General features: G+C 64.1%; 16 protein-coding genes. 8 read left to right on the plus strand and 8 right to left on the minus strand.

Annotated elements, in window-relative coordinates; genetic code table 11:
• Both JHD67_RS14695 and JHD67_RS14700 read right to left on the minus strand, forming a co-directional pair.
• On the minus strand, positions 1-448 hold a 448-nt coding region (locus JHD67_RS14695), incomplete at its 3' end, for a YaiI/YqxD family protein (protein WP_199099978.1).
• Positions 445-1,326, minus strand: a complete 882-nt coding sequence (locus tag JHD67_RS14700) for a PhzF family phenazine biosynthesis protein (RefSeq protein WP_199099979.1) — start codon at positions 1,324-1,326, stop codon at positions 445-447. The genes JHD67_RS14700 and JHD67_RS14695, both read right to left, overlap by 4 nt.
• 163 nt (positions 1,327-1,489) lie before the next feature.
• Here JHD67_RS14700 and JHD67_RS14705 point away from each other — a divergent pair, with 163 nt between their 5' ends.
• The 4 genes from JHD67_RS14705 to JHD67_RS14720 all read left to right on the plus strand — a co-directional run bounded on the left by JHD67_RS14705 (position 1,490) and on the right by JHD67_RS14720 (position 4,497).
• Positions 1,490-2,092, plus strand: a complete 603-nt coding sequence (locus tag JHD67_RS14705) for a rhomboid family intramembrane serine protease (protein WP_199099980.1) — start codon at positions 1,490-1,492, stop codon at positions 2,090-2,092.
• 124 nt (positions 2,093-2,216) lie between these two features.
• Positions 2,217-2,894, plus strand: a complete 678-nt coding sequence (locus JHD67_RS14710) for a histone H1-like repetitive region-containing protein (protein ID WP_199099981.1) — start codon at positions 2,217-2,219, stop codon at positions 2,892-2,894.
• Between the two features lie 136 nt (positions 2,895-3,030).
• A complete protein-coding gene (locus tag JHD67_RS14715) occupies positions 3,031-3,387 on the plus strand; it encodes a hypothetical protein (protein ID WP_199099982.1) in 357 nt (118 codons plus the stop codon).
• Between the two features lie 39 nt (positions 3,388-3,426).
• Positions 3,427-4,497 carry an aminopeptidase gene (locus JHD67_RS14720; protein WP_199100008.1) on the plus strand — a complete coding sequence of 357 codons (1,071 nt, stop codon included), beginning with the start codon at positions 3,427-3,429 and terminating at the stop codon, positions 4,495-4,497.
• Here the strand turns inward: JHD67_RS14720 and JHD67_RS14725 are convergent.
• Positions 4,467-5,309 (minus strand): cytochrome c, encoded by an 843-nt coding sequence (locus JHD67_RS14725; RefSeq protein WP_233171909.1) that lies wholly within the window; start codon positions 5,307-5,309, stop codon positions 4,467-4,469. The genes JHD67_RS14720 and JHD67_RS14725 overlap by 31 nt on opposite strands.
• A 352-nt stretch (positions 5,310-5,661) precedes the next feature.
• Here JHD67_RS14725 and pncB point away from each other — a divergent pair, with 352 nt between their 5' ends.
• Positions 5,662-6,852: a nicotinate phosphoribosyltransferase gene (gene pncB / locus JHD67_RS14730; RefSeq protein ID WP_199099983.1), complete on the plus strand. Its 1,191-nt coding sequence runs from the start codon at positions 5,662-5,664 to the stop codon at positions 6,850-6,852.
• A 391-nt stretch (positions 6,853-7,243) separates the two neighbouring features.
• Here the strand turns inward: pncB and JHD67_RS14735 are convergent, their stop codons facing one another.
• The 3 genes from JHD67_RS14735 to JHD67_RS14745 form a co-directional block, all read right to left on the minus strand.
• Positions 7,244-8,047 (minus strand): MetQ/NlpA family ABC transporter substrate-binding protein, encoded by an 804-nt coding sequence (locus tag JHD67_RS14735; protein ID WP_199099984.1) that lies wholly within the window; start codon positions 8,045-8,047, stop codon positions 7,244-7,246.
• A 72-nt stretch (positions 8,048-8,119) separates the two neighbouring features.
• Positions 8,120-8,803: a methionine ABC transporter permease gene (locus tag JHD67_RS14740; protein ID WP_199099985.1), complete on the minus strand. Its 684-nt coding sequence runs from the start codon at positions 8,801-8,803 to the stop codon at positions 8,120-8,122.
• Positions 8,800-9,831: a methionine ABC transporter ATP-binding protein gene (locus JHD67_RS14745; RefSeq protein ID WP_199099986.1), complete on the minus strand. Its 1,032-nt coding sequence runs from the start codon at positions 9,829-9,831 to the stop codon at positions 8,800-8,802. The genes JHD67_RS14740 and JHD67_RS14745 overlap by 4 nt, the downstream gene beginning before the upstream one ends.
• 172 nt (positions 9,832-10,003) lie before the next feature.
• Between JHD67_RS14745 and JHD67_RS14750 the strand changes: the two genes are divergently transcribed.
• Entirely contained in the window at positions 10,004-10,489 is a 486-nt protein-coding gene (locus tag JHD67_RS14750; RefSeq protein ID WP_199099987.1) for a glutathione peroxidase, read from the plus strand.
• Here the strand turns inward: JHD67_RS14750 and dacB are convergent.
• The gene (gene dacB, locus JHD67_RS14755) at positions 10,474-12,009 is read right to left on the minus strand and encodes a D-alanyl-D-alanine carboxypeptidase/D-alanyl-D-alanine-endopeptidase (RefSeq protein WP_233171911.1); all 1,536 of its coding nucleotides are present in this window, start codon (positions 12,007-12,009) and stop codon (positions 10,474-10,476) included. The genes JHD67_RS14750 and dacB overlap by 16 nt on opposite strands.
• 177 nt (positions 12,010-12,186) lie before the next feature.
• Here dacB and JHD67_RS14760 point away from each other — a divergent pair, with 177 nt between their 5' ends.
• Both JHD67_RS14760 and JHD67_RS14765 read left to right on the plus strand, forming a co-directional pair.
• Positions 12,187-12,669: a peptidylprolyl isomerase gene (locus tag JHD67_RS14760; RefSeq protein ID WP_233171912.1), complete on the plus strand. Its 483-nt coding sequence runs from the start codon at positions 12,187-12,189 to the stop codon at positions 12,667-12,669.
• 98 nt (positions 12,670-12,767) lie between these two features.
• Positions 12,768-13,946, plus strand: a complete 1,179-nt coding sequence (locus JHD67_RS14765; protein WP_199099989.1) for an NAD(P)/FAD-dependent oxidoreductase — start codon at positions 12,768-12,770, stop codon at positions 13,944-13,946.
• Positions 13,947-13,949: 3 nt separating this feature from the next.
• Here the strand turns inward: JHD67_RS14765 and JHD67_RS14770 are convergent, their stop codons facing one another.
• Positions 13,950-15,050, minus strand: coding sequence for a phospholipase A (locus JHD67_RS14770; RefSeq protein WP_233171913.1), 1,101 nt, complete (start codon positions 15,048-15,050; stop codon positions 13,950-13,952).
• Between the last annotated feature and the right edge of the window lie 109 nt (positions 15,051-15,159).

Below are 15,159 nucleotides of genomic sequence, written 5' to 3' on the forward strand. Positions count from 1 at the left end.
GCGTTAGCCAGCGATCGAGCTGATTGGCGAAGGCTTGCTTGTCGCGCGGATGAAAGGCGGCGGGGCCGCCGGTGTCGACGCCGGCGCCGCGCAGTTCGTCCATGAAATTGCGCATGCCCAGGCGTTGCGCAATGGTGTCGGCGGTATACAGCTCGCCACGCGGATGCATGGCAAGCGCACCCTTGGCGATCACTGCGGCGGCCAAGGGGATGTCCTGGGTTACCACCAAATCGTCTGCGTTGACGCGCTCGACGATCTCGTTGTCGGCCACATCGAAGCCGCCCGGCACCTGGATGGCGCGCACGAAACGCGAGGCCGGCGTGCGCAGCCACTGGTTGGCGACCAGGGTGACGTTGACGTGCTCGCGTTCGGCCGCGCGAAACAGCACTTCCTTGATCGCGGCCGGGCAGGCATCGGCGTCCACCCAGATCTGCGCCTGGGCGTTCACGCGGCGCCGTTCCAGTGCAGCACGCCGTCAATGATGGTGTTGGTGTGACCACCGATCCAGACGGTATTGCCGTCGATGCGCACGCTGAGGCTGGCATCGTGACTAATCTCGCGCCCCTGGCTGACGGTGTAGCCGCGCGCCAGCGAGCCGTGCGGCTCGGCGTGAGCGATATAGGCCGCGATCAGGCCGTTGGCGGCGCCCGAGGCAGGGTCCTCGACAATGCCTACGCCCGCGGGCAGGGCACGGACCACCAGCTGGTAGTCCGGATGCGAACTGCGCGCGAATACGCACAGGCCGAGGCTATCGGTGGCAAGGGCGAGTGCGCCGATAGCGGCGTGGTCGGGCTGCCAGCGACGCAGGCTTTCCTCATCGGCGCATTCGGCCAGCCACCAGTGGCGACCACCGGCCACGTAGGCTGGCGGCAACGTGCCTAGACCGATACCCGCCAAGGCGGGCGGCAAGAGCGGGTGGGCGTCCAGGCCGGTCTTCTCCACCGTCGCGTGCGGCGATTTGAGCAGCAGGCGCCGTGCATCGCCGTCACCTTCCAGGCGAATAGGCAGCACGCCGGCCCCACACTCTTGCCACAGTACGCCCTCGACCGGCTGGGCCAGGTCGCACAGCAGCACCGCATGGGCGCTACCGATGCTGGGATGACCGGCAAAGGGAATTTCCTTGTGCGGCGTGAAGATACGCACACGGTAGCTGGCGCCTGGTTGGGTGGGCGGCAGCAGAAAGGTGGTTTCGACCAGATTGGTCCAACGGGCAAAAGCTTGCATGCGGGCGTCGCTCCAGCCGGTGGCGTCGGTGACGACGCCCAGGTGGTTACCGCCGCCCGGGGTGGCGGCAAAGACGTCCAGATGCAGGTAACGAATCGACATGGGGATTGATCAGACAGGCGTGGGGAAGACGCGTGAAGCGGCGAATGATAATGCGGAACGGCCGCCAGAAGGGGGCTGTTGAGCGGGACGCGGTGTCGACAAGTCGGCCATTCACCGCCAAGATGCGGATTCTTTGTCTCTTTTTGGCTGTACGGATACCTGCATGATCACCCTGATCATCATCGCCATTACCTGTGTTGTTTCGTTCATGGCGTTCAAGAACGCCCGCCTGATGAATGACCTCATCCTCTGGCCGCCGGCCATCACCCGCAGCCGGGAATACCACCGGCTGGTGACCTACGGGGTGGTACACGCGGATTTCAACCATCTCCTGTTCAACATGATCACGCTGTTCTTTTTCGGGCGCGCGATGGAGGGCTTCTACACCGCGAGCCTGGGAGCGTTGGGATTCGCGTTGTTCTATATCGTGGCGCTGGTGGTTTCGATCCTGCCGACCTACCTGAAGAACCGGAACAACAGCAATTACCGCAGCCTGGGCGCTTCCGGCGCCGTTTCGGCGGTGTTGTTTGCATACATTTTGCTGGCGCCGTGGTCGCGCATCGTGGTGTTTGTGCTGCCGATGCCGGCCATTGTCTATGCCGTGCTGTATCTGGGTTACTCCATCTACATGGACCGGCGCGGGCAGGGCAACGTGAATCACAGCGCGCATTTGTGGGGCGCGGCGTTCGGCGTGGCCTTTACCTTGCTGATTCGTCCGGAGGTGTTCTCGCACTTCCTGGGGCAGCTCGCTCAGCCGCGCTTCTGAGGTGTCATGGGTGAGCAGATGCACGCGTCTGCTCACCGGAGATACATCTTTGCGGTGCTAATTCTCATGACGTCCGACGAGCAGGGCGTCGGGCGTCCTCCCATCAGTGCAGGAGAGAAGACGCATGGCTACGACGCGCAAATCGGCTGCCAAAGGGGCCACCGCCCGCAAGACAGCAGCTCGCAAGACCTCGCCGAAAACCACTGCCCGCAAAACCCCCGCGCGAAAACCCGCCACGCGCAAAAGTGCTTCCAGCAAAACCGCGCGCAAGTCCACCGTGACGCGTAAGACCACGGCGCACAAGACGGCCGCCAAGAAAGCCCCGGCGCGGAAGCGGGCGGTATCCAAGACCTCGGCACGTAAAGCCGCTGCCGGCCAGCCCGCGACGCGCAAGACCATCACCACCAAGCGGCCGGTGGCACGCAAGACGGCGCCGGCCAAGAAGGCGGCAGCCAAGAACGTGACGCGCACACCCGCCAGCGCACCACGTGTGGCCCGGAAGACAGCGCCCAAGCCTGTCGCCAAGCGCGCCACCGTGGTCGCCAAGCCGATTTCCGCCAAGCCACGCAAACCCGCGGCCCACAAGCCGGTCAAGCACCCAATCAGTCCGCAGGAAGCGGTCGAGCATATCCAGGCGCTGCTGGAGGCCAAGCAGGAGCGGGTACGGCAGGGGCCGCAATGGCCGGGCGCATCGTCGGCACCCGCCAATGAGCCGAACGATCCAGGTTCCCACGATCTGGGTGTTCAGGGCGGAGTGCTTGGTCACATTCGCCAGCCGCCTGAACGGGGCGGCTCGGACTGAGCATTCAGCGGTTCACCTTCCACCGGGAGGGGCGTATGGCTGGCAGGTAAACGCCTTCCAGGCATGGCCGCTGCATTCAGTGCGCACTTAGTGCAACAGGACTAGCGTGTAGCTATCCCTCCCAGAGGTTTTGGTCATGAAACGCATGCTTGCCGGCCTTGCCTTGGTGGCTGCTACCGCGGCGCTGTCCGGTTGTTATTACTACCCTGATTACAGCTATGTCCGCCCGGTGACCACCTACAGTGGTGGTGATGCCTATTACGGCTCGGGCGTTACCTATAGCGGCGGCTATTACGCCGCGCCGGGGTACTACTACCCGGGCTATTACGGCTACGGTTGTTGTTATGCGCCCTCGGTGAGCATCGGTATCGGCGGCCTCTGGTATGGAGGTTCCCGCTACTACGGTCGGGGTGGTCGCTACTACGGCGGTCATGGTGGCGGGCATGGCGGATGGAGCGGTGGTCACGGCTCCTGGAGCGGTCACGGCCACTGAACTTAAGGGCACAATGGCGGCATGAGGTTGTTCACCATCATGTCGTCTTGCTGGAAGCTTCTCAGACCCATTGCCGTGGCGGCCGTGGGTCTGTTGCTTTCGGCGTGCAGCACCGTGGGTTATTACGCGCATGTGGCGACGGGCCAGGGCCAACTGGTGGCGCACCGTCGCGACGTCGCGACGGTGGTGGCCGATCCGGCCACCGATCCTGCGCTGAAGCAGCGTCTGCAACTGGCGCAGGAGGCCCGGGGATTCGCCTCGGCCCATCTGGGCTTGCCGGCCAACCGCAGCTACACCAGCTATGTGCAGTTGGACCGGCCCTACGTGGTGTGGAATGTCTTTGCCACGCCCGCTTATTCGATTGCGCCGATCCAGCACTGCTTTCCCTTCGCCGGTTGCGTGGCGTATCGCGGCTATTTTTCCCACGACAAGGCCCAGGCCGAGGCGGCGCATCTGGAGGCGGCCGGCGATGATGTCTACGTCGGCGGTGTGCCGGCGTATTCCACCCTGGGCTGGTTCGCCGATTCCATCCTGAGCAGCATGATGCGCTGGGACGACGATGAGCTGGCCGGCACCATCTTCCACGAATTGGCTCATCAGCTGATCTACGTGAAGGACGACAGCGCCTTCAACGAGTCATTCGCCAGTTTTGTGCAGGCGGAAGGATTGCGCGAGTGGCGTCAGTCGCGCGGATTGCCGCCGCAGGACGGCGCGGAGAGCACGATGTCCGATGGCTTTACGCGATTAGTGCTGGAACTGCGCGATCGCCTCAAGACGCTCTATGCCAGCGGCCTCGATGCGGCGTCGATGGCGTCGGGCAAACAGCGCGAGATTGCCGACTTCCGCGTTCGCTACGCGCACTGGCGCGATAGCCAATGGCCGAACGATCATCGTTACGACGCATGGGTAGCGGGGCCAATCAATAACGCACGATTGCTGCCGTTCGGTCTTTACGATCACTGGACGCCCGCTTTCGCGGCGATCTTCAAGCAGGCCGAAGGGCAGTGGCCCGCGTTCTATGCCAGCGTGCGCGAACTGGCGCGACTACCGCCGGCACAGCGCGAGCAGGCACTGCAGCGTTACTTGCCGGACGGCGCCCCATCGGCTTGAGCCGGCGGCCGTTTGCGTCCGGCCATGTGGCGCAGGTAGTCGAGCAGGGCGTCCAGGTCGGCATCGGAGAGGGCTTGCTGGTTAAAGCCCGGCATGCGCGCCTGCGGCCATTGCCGCAGCGATTGCGGGTCCCGGATATAGGCGCGCAGCAGATCGGCGCGCAGATATTCGGTGGGGTTATGCGGGATATTGAGATCGGGCCCGAGCCGCGCATCCCCTTGGCCGTTGAGCGTATGGCAGGCAAAGCAGGTGCGCTGGAATACCGCAAAGCCACGGTTCACTGCGCTATCGCCCGGCGAGGTGCCTGGACGGATCGCGGGGAAGCGCTCGGCCACCGGAGCAAGGCGGCGAATGGCGGCCAGTTGGAAAGGCCATTGCTCAGGGCCGATCCGCATGGCCTCCGGATCGGTCCACACCAGATAGAACGGGCCGGCGCTCGGCTTGCCTTCGGACAGCGCAGGCCAGGCGTGGGCGGGCTCCTCGATGGCGAGCCACGCCTGCGAGCCATGCGGGTGCAGGAGCAGGGCGGCGGGGATCTCCGCGGCGAAGCCGTCGCTGGCGACAAAGAGCAGGGTGTCGTCGCCATTCACGCCGTTCAACAGGACTTTCAGAGGGATGGCCCGATAGCGCATGGCCTGGTGGTAGGCCACGTCCGCGGGAATCTCGATGCTGCGTACCTCCGGGCGTTGCAGCAGCTGTTCCGTGCGGTAGGCATGCACGTCATGGCCCAGGTCAACGCTCAGCTCCGCCGCCTGCGCGGGCCGCGCCAGGCAAAGCAGGCAGAGAGATAGCAGGCACAGCATTGATCGCATGAGATGTTCCTGTAACACGACGCGGCGATGGTAGGGTCCGCCGCCCGGGCCGCCAGCTTGCCAAAACCTGAACGGAATGGGTGTTGGCCTTGAACTAGCGGCGGGCGAGCCACACTAAGTATCCGTATCGCCGTGACGGCGACAAGAAGTGGTGTAGCGGTATCGCATCACTGAGGGGTCGGTCCTTTTCCCCTCTTTGTTTTGGGACCGGCCTGACAAAACCCTGGTAGCCCCTCCCCTGGCTACCAGGGTTTTTATTTGCCTGCAGCATCCGTGGGCTCGCTCGCAGCCTGTTGGGGCGGGATAATCGACGTCACTCCATTCCCTGGCGCCCTCGGCGCATGAGCGACTCATGATCGTCACCTCCCTGCTCGATACCGATCTGTACAAGTTTTCGATGATGCAGGTCGTGCTGCATCACTATCCGGCCGCGCAGGTGGAATACAAGTTCAAGTGCCGCACCCCGGGCGTGAACCTGGTGCCGTATATCGATGAGATACGCGCCGAGCTGGAGGCGTTGTGCACGTTGCGCTTCAGCGAGGACGAGCTGGCCTATCTGCGCAGCTGGCGCTTCATCAAGAGCGACTTCGTGGACTTCCTTGGCTTGTTCCAGCTCAACGCCAAGTATGTGGAGATCCGTCCCGCGCAGGACGGGCCCGGCGAGATCGACATACATATCCGCGGCCCCTGGTTGCACACCATCCTCTTTGAAGTGCCGCTGCTGGCGATCATCAATGAGGTGTATTTCCGCAATACGCAGCCGGGGCTGGATCTTTCCGAAGGACGTCGGCGCCTGCGTGAAAAGATTTCCCTGTTGCGTGACACCGAGGGCTATCAAGCTTGCCGCATCGCCGATTACGGTACGCGTCGTCGCTTTTCGCGTGCCTGGCACGAGGAAGTGGCGACCACCCTGCGCGACGGGCTGGGGGGCCAGTTCACGGGTACCAGCAACGTGTGGCTGGCATGGAAGCTTGGCCTGACGCCGCTGGGGACCCTGGCTCATGAGTACCTGCAGGCGCATCAGGCGCTGGGGCCGCGCCTGCGCGATTCGCAGGTGGCTGCGCTGGAAACCTGGGCCCGCGAATATCGCGGCGATCTGGGTATCGCGCTATCGGACGTGTATGGACTCAGCGCGTTCCTGCGCGATTTCGACATGTACTTCTGCAAGTTGTTCGACGGCACCCGTCACGACTCGGGCGAACCCTTCGCCTGGGGCGAGCGTGTGCTGGCGCATTACCGCGCCAATCGCGTCGATCCGCGCACCAAGGTACTGGTGTTCAGCGATGGCCTGGATATCCCCAAGGTGATGAGCCTGTACCAGCATTTCCACGGACGTTGCCAGCTCGCTTTCGGCGTGGGCACCAATCTCACCAACGACGTGGGGCCGGAGCCGTTGCAGATCGTAATCAAGATGATTCGTTGCAATGGTCAACCGGTGGCGAAGATCAGCGATACACCCGGCAAGAATATGTGCGAGGACAGCGCCTACGTGGCCTATCTGCGCCAGGTGTTCGAGATTCCGGCGGAGCCGGCGCTGGTGTGATGCCGTGGGGTACGCGCTGGGTCGGTGCGCGAATACCGGCGTGAAGTGTCTGCCCTTCGGCAAGGCACCGAGTGGCGCGTCCTTACCATGTGATGTACGCGTCAGCTTGCCCCCTGCGCGGCGGGCGTTCCGATCGCCTGCCGGCGCTCGGGCCACTTTTCTTTGCTGGCCCAACGAGACGTAACCCAGGGAAAGGGCCTTCAAGGGCGCGTGGCGACAGGGCGGATACAGGCGCCGAAGGTTGCCTCCAGGCAGATCCGCCAAGTGCTACCTCCAGGACACCGGCTACACCGCAACGCGCCGTGGCGAAGAGGGCTTAAGGCCTAAAAAAACGCCGCCTTCCAAGGAAAGGCGGCGTCATGGACGTTCACGCGTTGGCCGAGCGGAGCCTTTAGAACGCGGGTAGCACCGCGCCTTGGTACTTCTGTTCGATGTACGCCTTGATCTCGGGGCTGGTCAGGGCCTTGGCGAGTTTCTGGATGCGCGGGTCGTCCTTGTTGTCCGGACGGGCCACCAGATAGTTCACGTACGGCGAATCCTTGTCCTCGATCAGCAGCGCGTCCTTGGTCGGGTTGAGGCCGGCGGCGAGCGCGTAGTTGGTGTTGATCAGGGCAAGGTCTACCTCGTCCAGCGTGCGCGGCAGCATGGCGGCTTCCAGCTCGCGGAACTTGAGCTGCTTGGGATTGGCCGTGATGTCCTTGAGGGTGGACAACTCGTTGCTGGGATCCTTCAGCGTGATCAGGCCGTGCTTGGCGAGCAACAGCAGCGCGCGGCTATTGTTGCTGGGATCGTTGGGCAGGGTGACCGAGGCACCGTCCGGCAGCTGGTCGATCGACTTGATCTTGTGCGAGTAGGCGCCGAACGGCTCGATGTGCACACCAGTGACGATGGTGAGGTTGGTGCCGCGTTCGCGATTGAAGGCGTCCAGGTAGGGCTTGGTCTGGAAATAGTTGGCATCCACCGACTTCTCCAGCACCTGCACATTGGGCTGCACGTAGTCGGCAAACACCTTGATCTCCAGGTCGATACCTTCCTTGGCGAGGATCGGCTTGACCTGCTTGAGGATCTCCGCGTGCGGCACCGCCGTGGCGGCTACCACCAGCTTCTGGCTGGCGGCTTCGCCACCGTTGCCAGTGGACGAAGAGCAGCCTGCCAGCAGGAGCAGGGCGGAAAAAATGGCAATGAGCTTATTCATCTTCGTCATAAGGCACGGTTGATGCGGTGCACAAGAATAGCCATCCATACCGCCGGATGCAAAAAACGGCGTTCAGCGTTGGCTGTAGCGCGCCACGATGCGGTCGCCGAGCATCTGCAGAATCTGCACCAGCACGATCAGCAGCACCACGGTCACCAACATGTAATCGGACTTGTAGCTCAGGTAGCCGTAGCGATAGGCGAGATCGCCCAGGCCGCCCGCTCCGATGGCGCCGCCCATGGCGGTATAGCCGACCAGGGCAATGGCGGTGACGGTAATGCCGGCGATCAGGCCGGCGCGGGCTTCCGGCAGCAATACAAGGCGCACGATCTGCCAGGTGCTCGCGCCCATCGCCTGGCTGGCTTCGATAACACCGCGCTGCACTTCGCGCAGGGCGGTCTCCACCAGGCGAGCGAAGAACGGTGCGGCGCCGATCACCAGAGGCGGAATGGCACCACGGATGCCCAGCTTGGTGCCGACCAGCACATAGGTGAGCGGCATCAGCACGATCATCAGGATGATGAAGGGGATGGAACGCAGGATGTTCACCACCAGCGACAGCGCGGCGTAGAGCTTGGGCATGGGGCGCAACTGGCCTTTGCCCGTGAGATAGAGCAGCACGCCCAGCGGCAGGCCGACGGCGACGGTGAGCAGCAGGGAACCGCCCAACATCAGCAACGTGTCGATGCAGGCCTGGCCGATCTCGCTCCAGTCATCGATGTTGGGAAACAGGCTTTGCAGCGGGGCGACGGTCACGAGCGATTCTCCGGCGACGATGCGGTGATTTCTTCGATTTCGATGCCGGCCTGGCGCAGGCTGGCGAGGGCGTCGTCCACGCGTTCGCCCTGCATGGCCAACGTGAGCTGGCCATAGGGGAGGTCCTTGATGCGATCGATGCGCCCGGCGAGGATGTTGAAATCCACTCCGGTATCGCGCGCGACCCTACCCAGCGCAGGGGTCCAGGTGGCCTCGCCACGGAACGACAGGCGCAGGATGCGGCCTTCGACATGGGCATAGGGTGCCTGCTCGCCTGCGGCTTCCTCTGGCAGCGCCTCGTTGACGAAGCGTCGCGTGGTGGCATGGCGTGGGTGCAGGAATACGTCCGCCACCGAGCCGCTCTCCACGATGCGTCCGGCATCGAGCACGGCCACGCGATCGCAGACGCGTCGCACCACATCCATCTCGTGCGTAATCAGCACGATGGTGAGCTTGAGTTCGCGGTTGATTTCGGCCAGCAACTCCAGCACCGAGGCGGTAGTCTGCGGGTCGAGCGCGCTGGTGGCCTCGTCGCACAGCAGGATCGACGGACGGTTGGCCAGGGCGCGCGCGATGCCTACACGCTGTTTCTGGCCGCCGGAAAGCTGGGAGGGATACTTGTCGGCATGCGCGCTCAGGCCCACGCGGGCCAGCAATTCGTCGACACGCTTTCGGATGGCGGCGGCATCGCCTTCACCCGCCAGGCGCAGCGGAAACGCCACGTTCTCGGCCACCGTCTGCGAGGCGAGTAGGTTGAAATGCTGGAAGATCATGCCGATGCGCTGGCGCTGCTGGCGTAGTTTGGCTTCGCTGAGCGCCGTCATGTCGACGTCGTCAATCAGGATGCGCCCGCCCGAGGGGCGTTCGAGCAGGTTGATCAGACGTATAAGCGTCGATTTGCCCGCGCCCGAATGGCCGATGATGCCGAAGACCTCGCCGTCGGCGATGTCCAGGCTGAAGGTTTGCAGCGCGGGAACCTCCCGGCCGTCGACGCGGTAGGACTTGTGGACATCCTGAAATCGGATCACGGGGTACCTTCGGGGAACCGGGGGAGGCGGATGCCTCGGGGAAGCGGCTGCCGGCTGGGCCGGCTCGCGGCAAAGCATACGGCAAGTGCCTGCCGGGGTCTTCACCGGGCGCGCTCGCCTCGCCGTGGGCGGAGGGAATACACTGCGGGATCTCTCGGCGAGGAACGCTACGATGACTTCCGTTTACGACTTTTCCGCCCGCGATATCGACGGCAACGAACGCTCGCTGGCTGAATACAAAGGCAAGACATTGCTGATCGTCAACGTGGCTTCCAAATGCGGTTTCACCCCGCAGTACACCGGGCTGGAGGCGCTGTGGCGCGCCGACCGGGACCAGGGCTTGGTGGTGCTGGGTTTCCCGTGCGACCAGTTCGGCCACCAGGAACCGGGCGACGAGGCGGAGATTCGCCAGTTCTGTTCGACCAGCTACGAGGTGAGCTTTCCCCTGTTCGCCAAGATCGAAGTGAATGGCGAGGGCGCCCATCCGCTCTACAAGTGGCTCAAGCGCGAGGGCAAGGGCATTCTTGGCAGCGAGGCGATCAAGTGGAACTTCACCAAGTTCCTGGTCGATCGCGATGGCCAGGTGGTGAAGCGCTACGCGCCTACCGACACGCCCGAGAAGATCGGCAAGGACCTCAAGGCTCAGTTGACAGGCTGATTGGCCGCCACCGGCGTCGGCGTGCTTGTGCGGCTGCGTGAGCCGGCCAATATCACCGCAATGGCGTCTACGTCGCGCGTGGCGCTGGGCGCGCCCGGCGGTGGGGCGTAGTTGTTGAGCATGACGGCGAACGCCAGGCGCTCGCCGTCGCCGCTGGTGACATAGCCGGCCAGGCAGTGCACGAACGCCATGCTGCCGGTTTTGGCATGCACGTTGTTTTCCGCTGGGGTACTGCGCATGCGCCCCAACAGGGTGCCGTCGACCCCTGCCACCGGCAGTGCGCTCTGCAGCGTGGCGGCGTAGGGTTGCGCGGCAAGATAAGTGAGCAGGCGCGCCATGGCGTTGGGCGTGGCAAGGTTGCGCCGCGACAGCCCGGTGCCTTCCTCGATCAGGCTGCTGGTGGGTGCAATGCCGATCTGTTCCAGCATCTGCTGCATGGCGCGGATGCCCCAGCGCTCACTGGTGATGAAGCCATTGGCACCGTCGCGTTGTTCCGCATCGGCTTGTGCCTTCACGCCCGCGAGCAACAGCAGGTTTTGCAGGTACAGGTTCTGGGAGCGCTTGAGGCCGCGCGCCACGATCTCGCCCAGCGGTGGCGACAGGACCTGGGCCAGGACGTGGGTGGGCGCCTGCAGCGCGGTATCGCGCCTTGGCCATTGCATTGACACCAGCTTGCCGTCGAGCTGGATGCCGTGGCGGGTCAGCGCATCGCGCAGCAAGCTGCCCGCGTAGCGGGCCGGGTCGGGCACGGCGAGCTTGAAGGTCTGCGCCTGCGAGCGTGCCGCGATGTTGCCGAAGGCATACAGCACGTTGTCGCCGGGCGCGCGATACAAGTTGATGTCGTTGCGCGTGCGCGCCGCACTGGTGGTGAGGTCGTTGGTGAGCTGCGGAATGGCGTTGTTGGGGGTAACGCTAAGCTGGGCAGCCGCACCGGGCATTGCGGCCGGCGTTACCGTCACCTCCACCTGGTTCTCGCCAACGCTCAAGGCGCTGGCGGGTACCGCAAACCAACTTTGCAGGTCGATGGCTTCCCAGCCGGTGCCCATCACCGGGCTGGCGAAATAGGTGGCATCGGCGATCAAGTCGCCACGGATATGGTGCAGGCCCTGGGCGGCCAGTTGTTCGGCCATTTGATCCGGCCAGGACAGCGTGCCGGCATCGACGCCCAGCGTGGGATCGCCCATGCCGTAAAGAATCAGCGGGCCATCGAGCTGTCCGTTGCGGATGTCGCCCTGGGCCAGCACGCGGGTGGGAATGCGGTAGTCCGGGCCGAATTCGCTCAGCGCCACGGCCGCAGTGAAAAGCTTGGCGGTGGAGGCTGGCTGGAGCAGCCGGTCGGCATGATGCGCATACACCGTGCGACCGGTGTCCAGCGACACCACCGCGATGCCCCAGTCGGCGCCCGCAAAACGGGGTTCGCCGATCAGGTTGTCGATCTGTGCGGCCAGTGAGGCGGTGTGCGCTATCGCGTGGCTGGGCGGCTGGGGCGCGGCCGACAGGGCGGGGGCGAGCATCGCCATGGCGGAGCCCCAAAGGAGGCCAAACAGGCGAAGCCGCGGGCGGAACGACGAGTACATGAGCCCAGTATCGCCAATTGGATGTACGGCCGCCTAGCCGGCGTCCGCTGGCCTCGTCTGATACCCTTACCGCCTCGCGCCGGCCCTGGCCGGCCATTTTTTACCCTACTCGAGAACATCATGCAGATCGCACAGAACTCCGTTGTTGCCTTCCATTACACGCTGACCGACGACCAGGGTCAGGTCATCGACAGCTCGCAGGGTCGTGAGCCGCTGGTGTACCTGCAGGGTATGGGTCAGATCGTGCCGGGCCTGGAGAAGGCGATGGAAGGCCGCCAGGTGGGCGATCAGTTCAAGGTCGACGTGGCCCCGGAAGAGGGCTACGGCGTGCACCACGCCGAGCTGATGCAGGAAGTGCCGCGCGAGGCTTTCCAGGGCGTGGAAGACATCCAGCCAGGCATGCAGTTCCAGGGCCGTGGTCCGCAGGGCGCCATCAACGTCACCGTGACCAAGGTCGAAAACGACAAGGTGCACATCGACGGCAATCACCCGCTCGCCGGCCAGACCCTGCATTTCGACATCGAAGTGACCCAGGTGCGTGAGGCCAGCGAGGAAGAGCTCGCCCATGGTCATGTGCATGGCGAAGGTGGCCATCACCACTAAGCGGAGCGGTCGGCGCCGGCCATGAGCCAGGCGCCGCCATCCGATGCGCGGACGCCACCTCTCGCGGTGGCGTCTGCCCCGTCCGACAAGGAGTTGTCATGCGGGAACGTCTGCGTATCGCCGTGGTGGGTTACGGTGTCGCTGGACAGGCATCCTGCCTGTTGCTCGCTGCGGCGGGCCATACACTCTCGGTATTTGAGCAAGCGCCGGCACCGGGCCCGGTGGGCGCGGGATTCCTGTTGCAACCGACGGGGCTGGGCGTGCTCGCCCGCCTGGGCCTGCAGCAAGAGGCATTGGCGCGGGGCCAGCGCATCGAGCGGCTCTACGGATGCAATGTGGCCGGTCGCACGGTGATGGATATGCGCTACGCCGACCATGCGCCGGAGTGCTTTGGCCTGGGCATGACGCGCGGTGGCCTATTCACGCTGTTGCATCAGGCTTACGCCGATCGCCATGCCATACATGCGGGGACGCGGATCGAGAGCGTTTCCGAGGATGGTCGCTTTCTTGTCGATGGCGAGGGGCGCCAGTACGGGCCTTTCGATCTCATCGTCGCCGCCGATGGCGCGCATTCCTTGCTACGCCGCCAACCCGGGGTAACCCGGCGCGAGGCAATGTATCCCTGGGGCGCCATGTGGTGTCTATTGCCTGCGAGCCAGTGGCCGCATGCGCAGGTGTTGCATCAGCGCTACGCGGGAACACGCGAGATGATCGGGCTGTTGCCGGTAGGGCGTCGTGACGAGACCGACGAACGTTGGCTCACTTTCTATTACAGCTTGCCTGGCGAGCGCGTGGATGCCTTCGATCAGCGGGCGCTGGCGCATGTACGCGACCGCATCGCCCAGCTATGGCCGGAAGCCGCGCCGTTGTTGGACGGTATCGAGACGCCTGCCCAGTTACATCGCGCACGTTACCGCGACGTGGTGTTGCATCATCCCGTGCGTGGTCGCGTGGTGTACATCGGCGATGCGGCGCATGCCATGAGTCCCCAACTGGGGCAGGGCGTGAACATGGCTTTGCTCGATGCCCAAGCGCTAGCGGATTCGCTCGCGCATGACGCGGATCTGGACGTGGCGTTGGCCGCCTACGCGCGAGCGCGTAGGCGTCACGTAGCCATCTACCAGCGCCTCAGCCGCTGGCTCACGCCATGGTTCCAGTCGGAGCGCGATGGTTTGGCGCGCCTGCGCGATCGCGGCTTCAACGCGCTGGCGCAGGCGCCGTTGGCGCGGGGACAGATGCTGCGCATTCTTACCGGTACCAAGCAGACCTGGTGGTAGCGCTTAATACCAGTCCAGCAAGGTCACGCCGATGCCCAGGTAGGTGGCGTTGTGGTTGTAGTCGATCATGCTTTCGCCGTAGCCCTTGAACAGCTCCATATAGCCGCGCAGGTTGCCGGCGATGGGAAAGGCCCAGGTAAACTGCGCCGCGCCGTGGCTCTGGCTGCCGCCGCGCAGTGAGTGACGCAGCATCAGGCCAAACTCCTGGCCCTGCCACTCATGCACGATCTGCACATCGCCGCGCCCCATGTAATTGCTGATGTCCGGATTGTTGTCGTCCTTGCCACCCTCGGGCACGCGCCACCATGGGTGGAACATCACCGTCCAGTCGTCGCGTTCGAAGCCGATGTAGCCCATGACGCGATTCCAACTGCGCGAGAGCGGGTTGGAGCGGCCGTTGGATTCATGATTGAGCCCGATGCCCAGCAAGCGACCATCCCAGCCGGCGATGTCGTAGTGGGTATTGAAGGTGAGGATGGCTTCGGGCTCGTAATTGGTCTCGCGGAAGGGGCGCGATGTGTCCTTGTTGTAGACCTGCCAGCGCGAGGACTGGGTATAGGCCACCCACAGGTCGCCCGCATCGCCGAAGAGGCCCTGCCAGACCTTGGTTTTCAGGCTGAGCTGGAACTTGGCTTCGATGTTGTCCAGCTCTTGCGGCGTGCCGACGCGGTTGAGCGGGTTAGGACTGTAAGGTTGGCTGTTCTGATTGCTGGTGGCGAACACCGGCATGACGGTGATGGGTTTGTAGCCACGCAGGTTGAAGGTACCGAGCTTGGTTTCCGGTGCCAGCTCCCAGCGACTGTCGAGCAGCGACATGGCCTTGATGGGGGCCTGGGAATCCTCGGTGGATGAGCCCTGAGCGTTGCGCGGCTTGCCGCGATCAAACACGGTGTTTGAGCTGCTGGCCTGTGCGGTGGTGGGCTCGATCTTCTTCTGCGCGCCAGGCAGTTGCTCGCGTCCGGTGGCACGGTCATAGCAGGCCAGCCGCTGCGCATCCGTTTCGATCGCGGTACAGGCGCGGATATCCATCGGGCTGGGGTTCTGTGCGTGTGCGGTGATCGAGATCAGGCCAAGCAGCATGGCCGCAAGCGGGGTCAGTCGCATTCTCGGGCTCCATCCATGTCGTACTGGTGCCGGCACCATGCGTGCCTACCGAAGTGCGACAGTATGCGTGATTCGGCCCGATTTGCGTATGACGAAACGGGCCTGCCAA

The sequence above is a fragment of the Dyella sp. ASV21 genome (assembly GCF_016428975.1).
Lineage (GTDB): Bacteria > Pseudomonadota > Gammaproteobacteria > Xanthomonadales > Rhodanobacteraceae > Dyella.

Excerpts from the sequence above, each read along its gene's own strand:
- JHD67_RS14765 (WP_199099989.1), top strand. The coding sequence starts at position 12,768 with ATGCGGGAACGTCTGCGTATCGCCGTGGTGGGTTACGGTGTCGCTGGA.
- JHD67_RS14735 (WP_199099984.1), bottom strand. The coding sequence starts at position 8,047 with ATGAATAAGCTCATTGCCATTTTTTCCGCCCTGCTCCTGCTGGCAGGC.
- JHD67_RS14715 (WP_199099982.1), top strand. The coding sequence starts at position 3,031 with ATGAAACGCATGCTTGCCGGCCTTGCCTTGGTGGCTGCTACCGCGGCG.
- JHD67_RS14725 (WP_233171909.1), bottom strand. The coding sequence starts at position 5,309 with ATGCGATCAATGCTGTGCCTGCTATCTCTCTGCCTGCTTTGCCTGGCG.
- pncB (WP_199099983.1), top strand. The coding sequence starts at position 5,662 with ATGATCGTCACCTCCCTGCTCGATACCGATCTGTACAAGTTTTCGATG.
- JHD67_RS14720 (WP_199100008.1), top strand. The coding sequence starts at position 3,427 with ATGTCGTCTTGCTGGAAGCTTCTCAGACCCATTGCCGTGGCGGCCGTG.
- JHD67_RS14760 (WP_233171912.1), top strand. The coding sequence starts at position 12,187 with ATGCAGATCGCACAGAACTCCGTTGTTGCCTTCCATTACACGCTGACC.
- JHD67_RS14710 (WP_199099981.1), top strand. The coding sequence starts at position 2,217 with ATGGCTACGACGCGCAAATCGGCTGCCAAAGGGGCCACCGCCCGCAAG.
- JHD67_RS14705 (WP_199099980.1), top strand. The coding sequence starts at position 1,490 with ATGATCACCCTGATCATCATCGCCATTACCTGTGTTGTTTCGTTCATG.
- dacB (WP_233171911.1), bottom strand. The coding sequence starts at position 12,009 with ATGGCGATGCTCGCCCCCGCCCTGTCGGCCGCGCCCCAGCCGCCCAGC.
- JHD67_RS14700 (WP_199099979.1), bottom strand. The coding sequence starts at position 1,326 with ATGTCGATTCGTTACCTGCATCTGGACGTCTTTGCCGCCACCCCGGGC.
- JHD67_RS14750 (WP_199099987.1), top strand. The coding sequence starts at position 10,004 with ATGACTTCCGTTTACGACTTTTCCGCCCGCGATATCGACGGCAACGAA.
- JHD67_RS14770 (WP_233171913.1), bottom strand. The coding sequence starts at position 15,050 with ATGCGACTGACCCCGCTTGCGGCCATGCTGCTTGGCCTGATCTCGATC.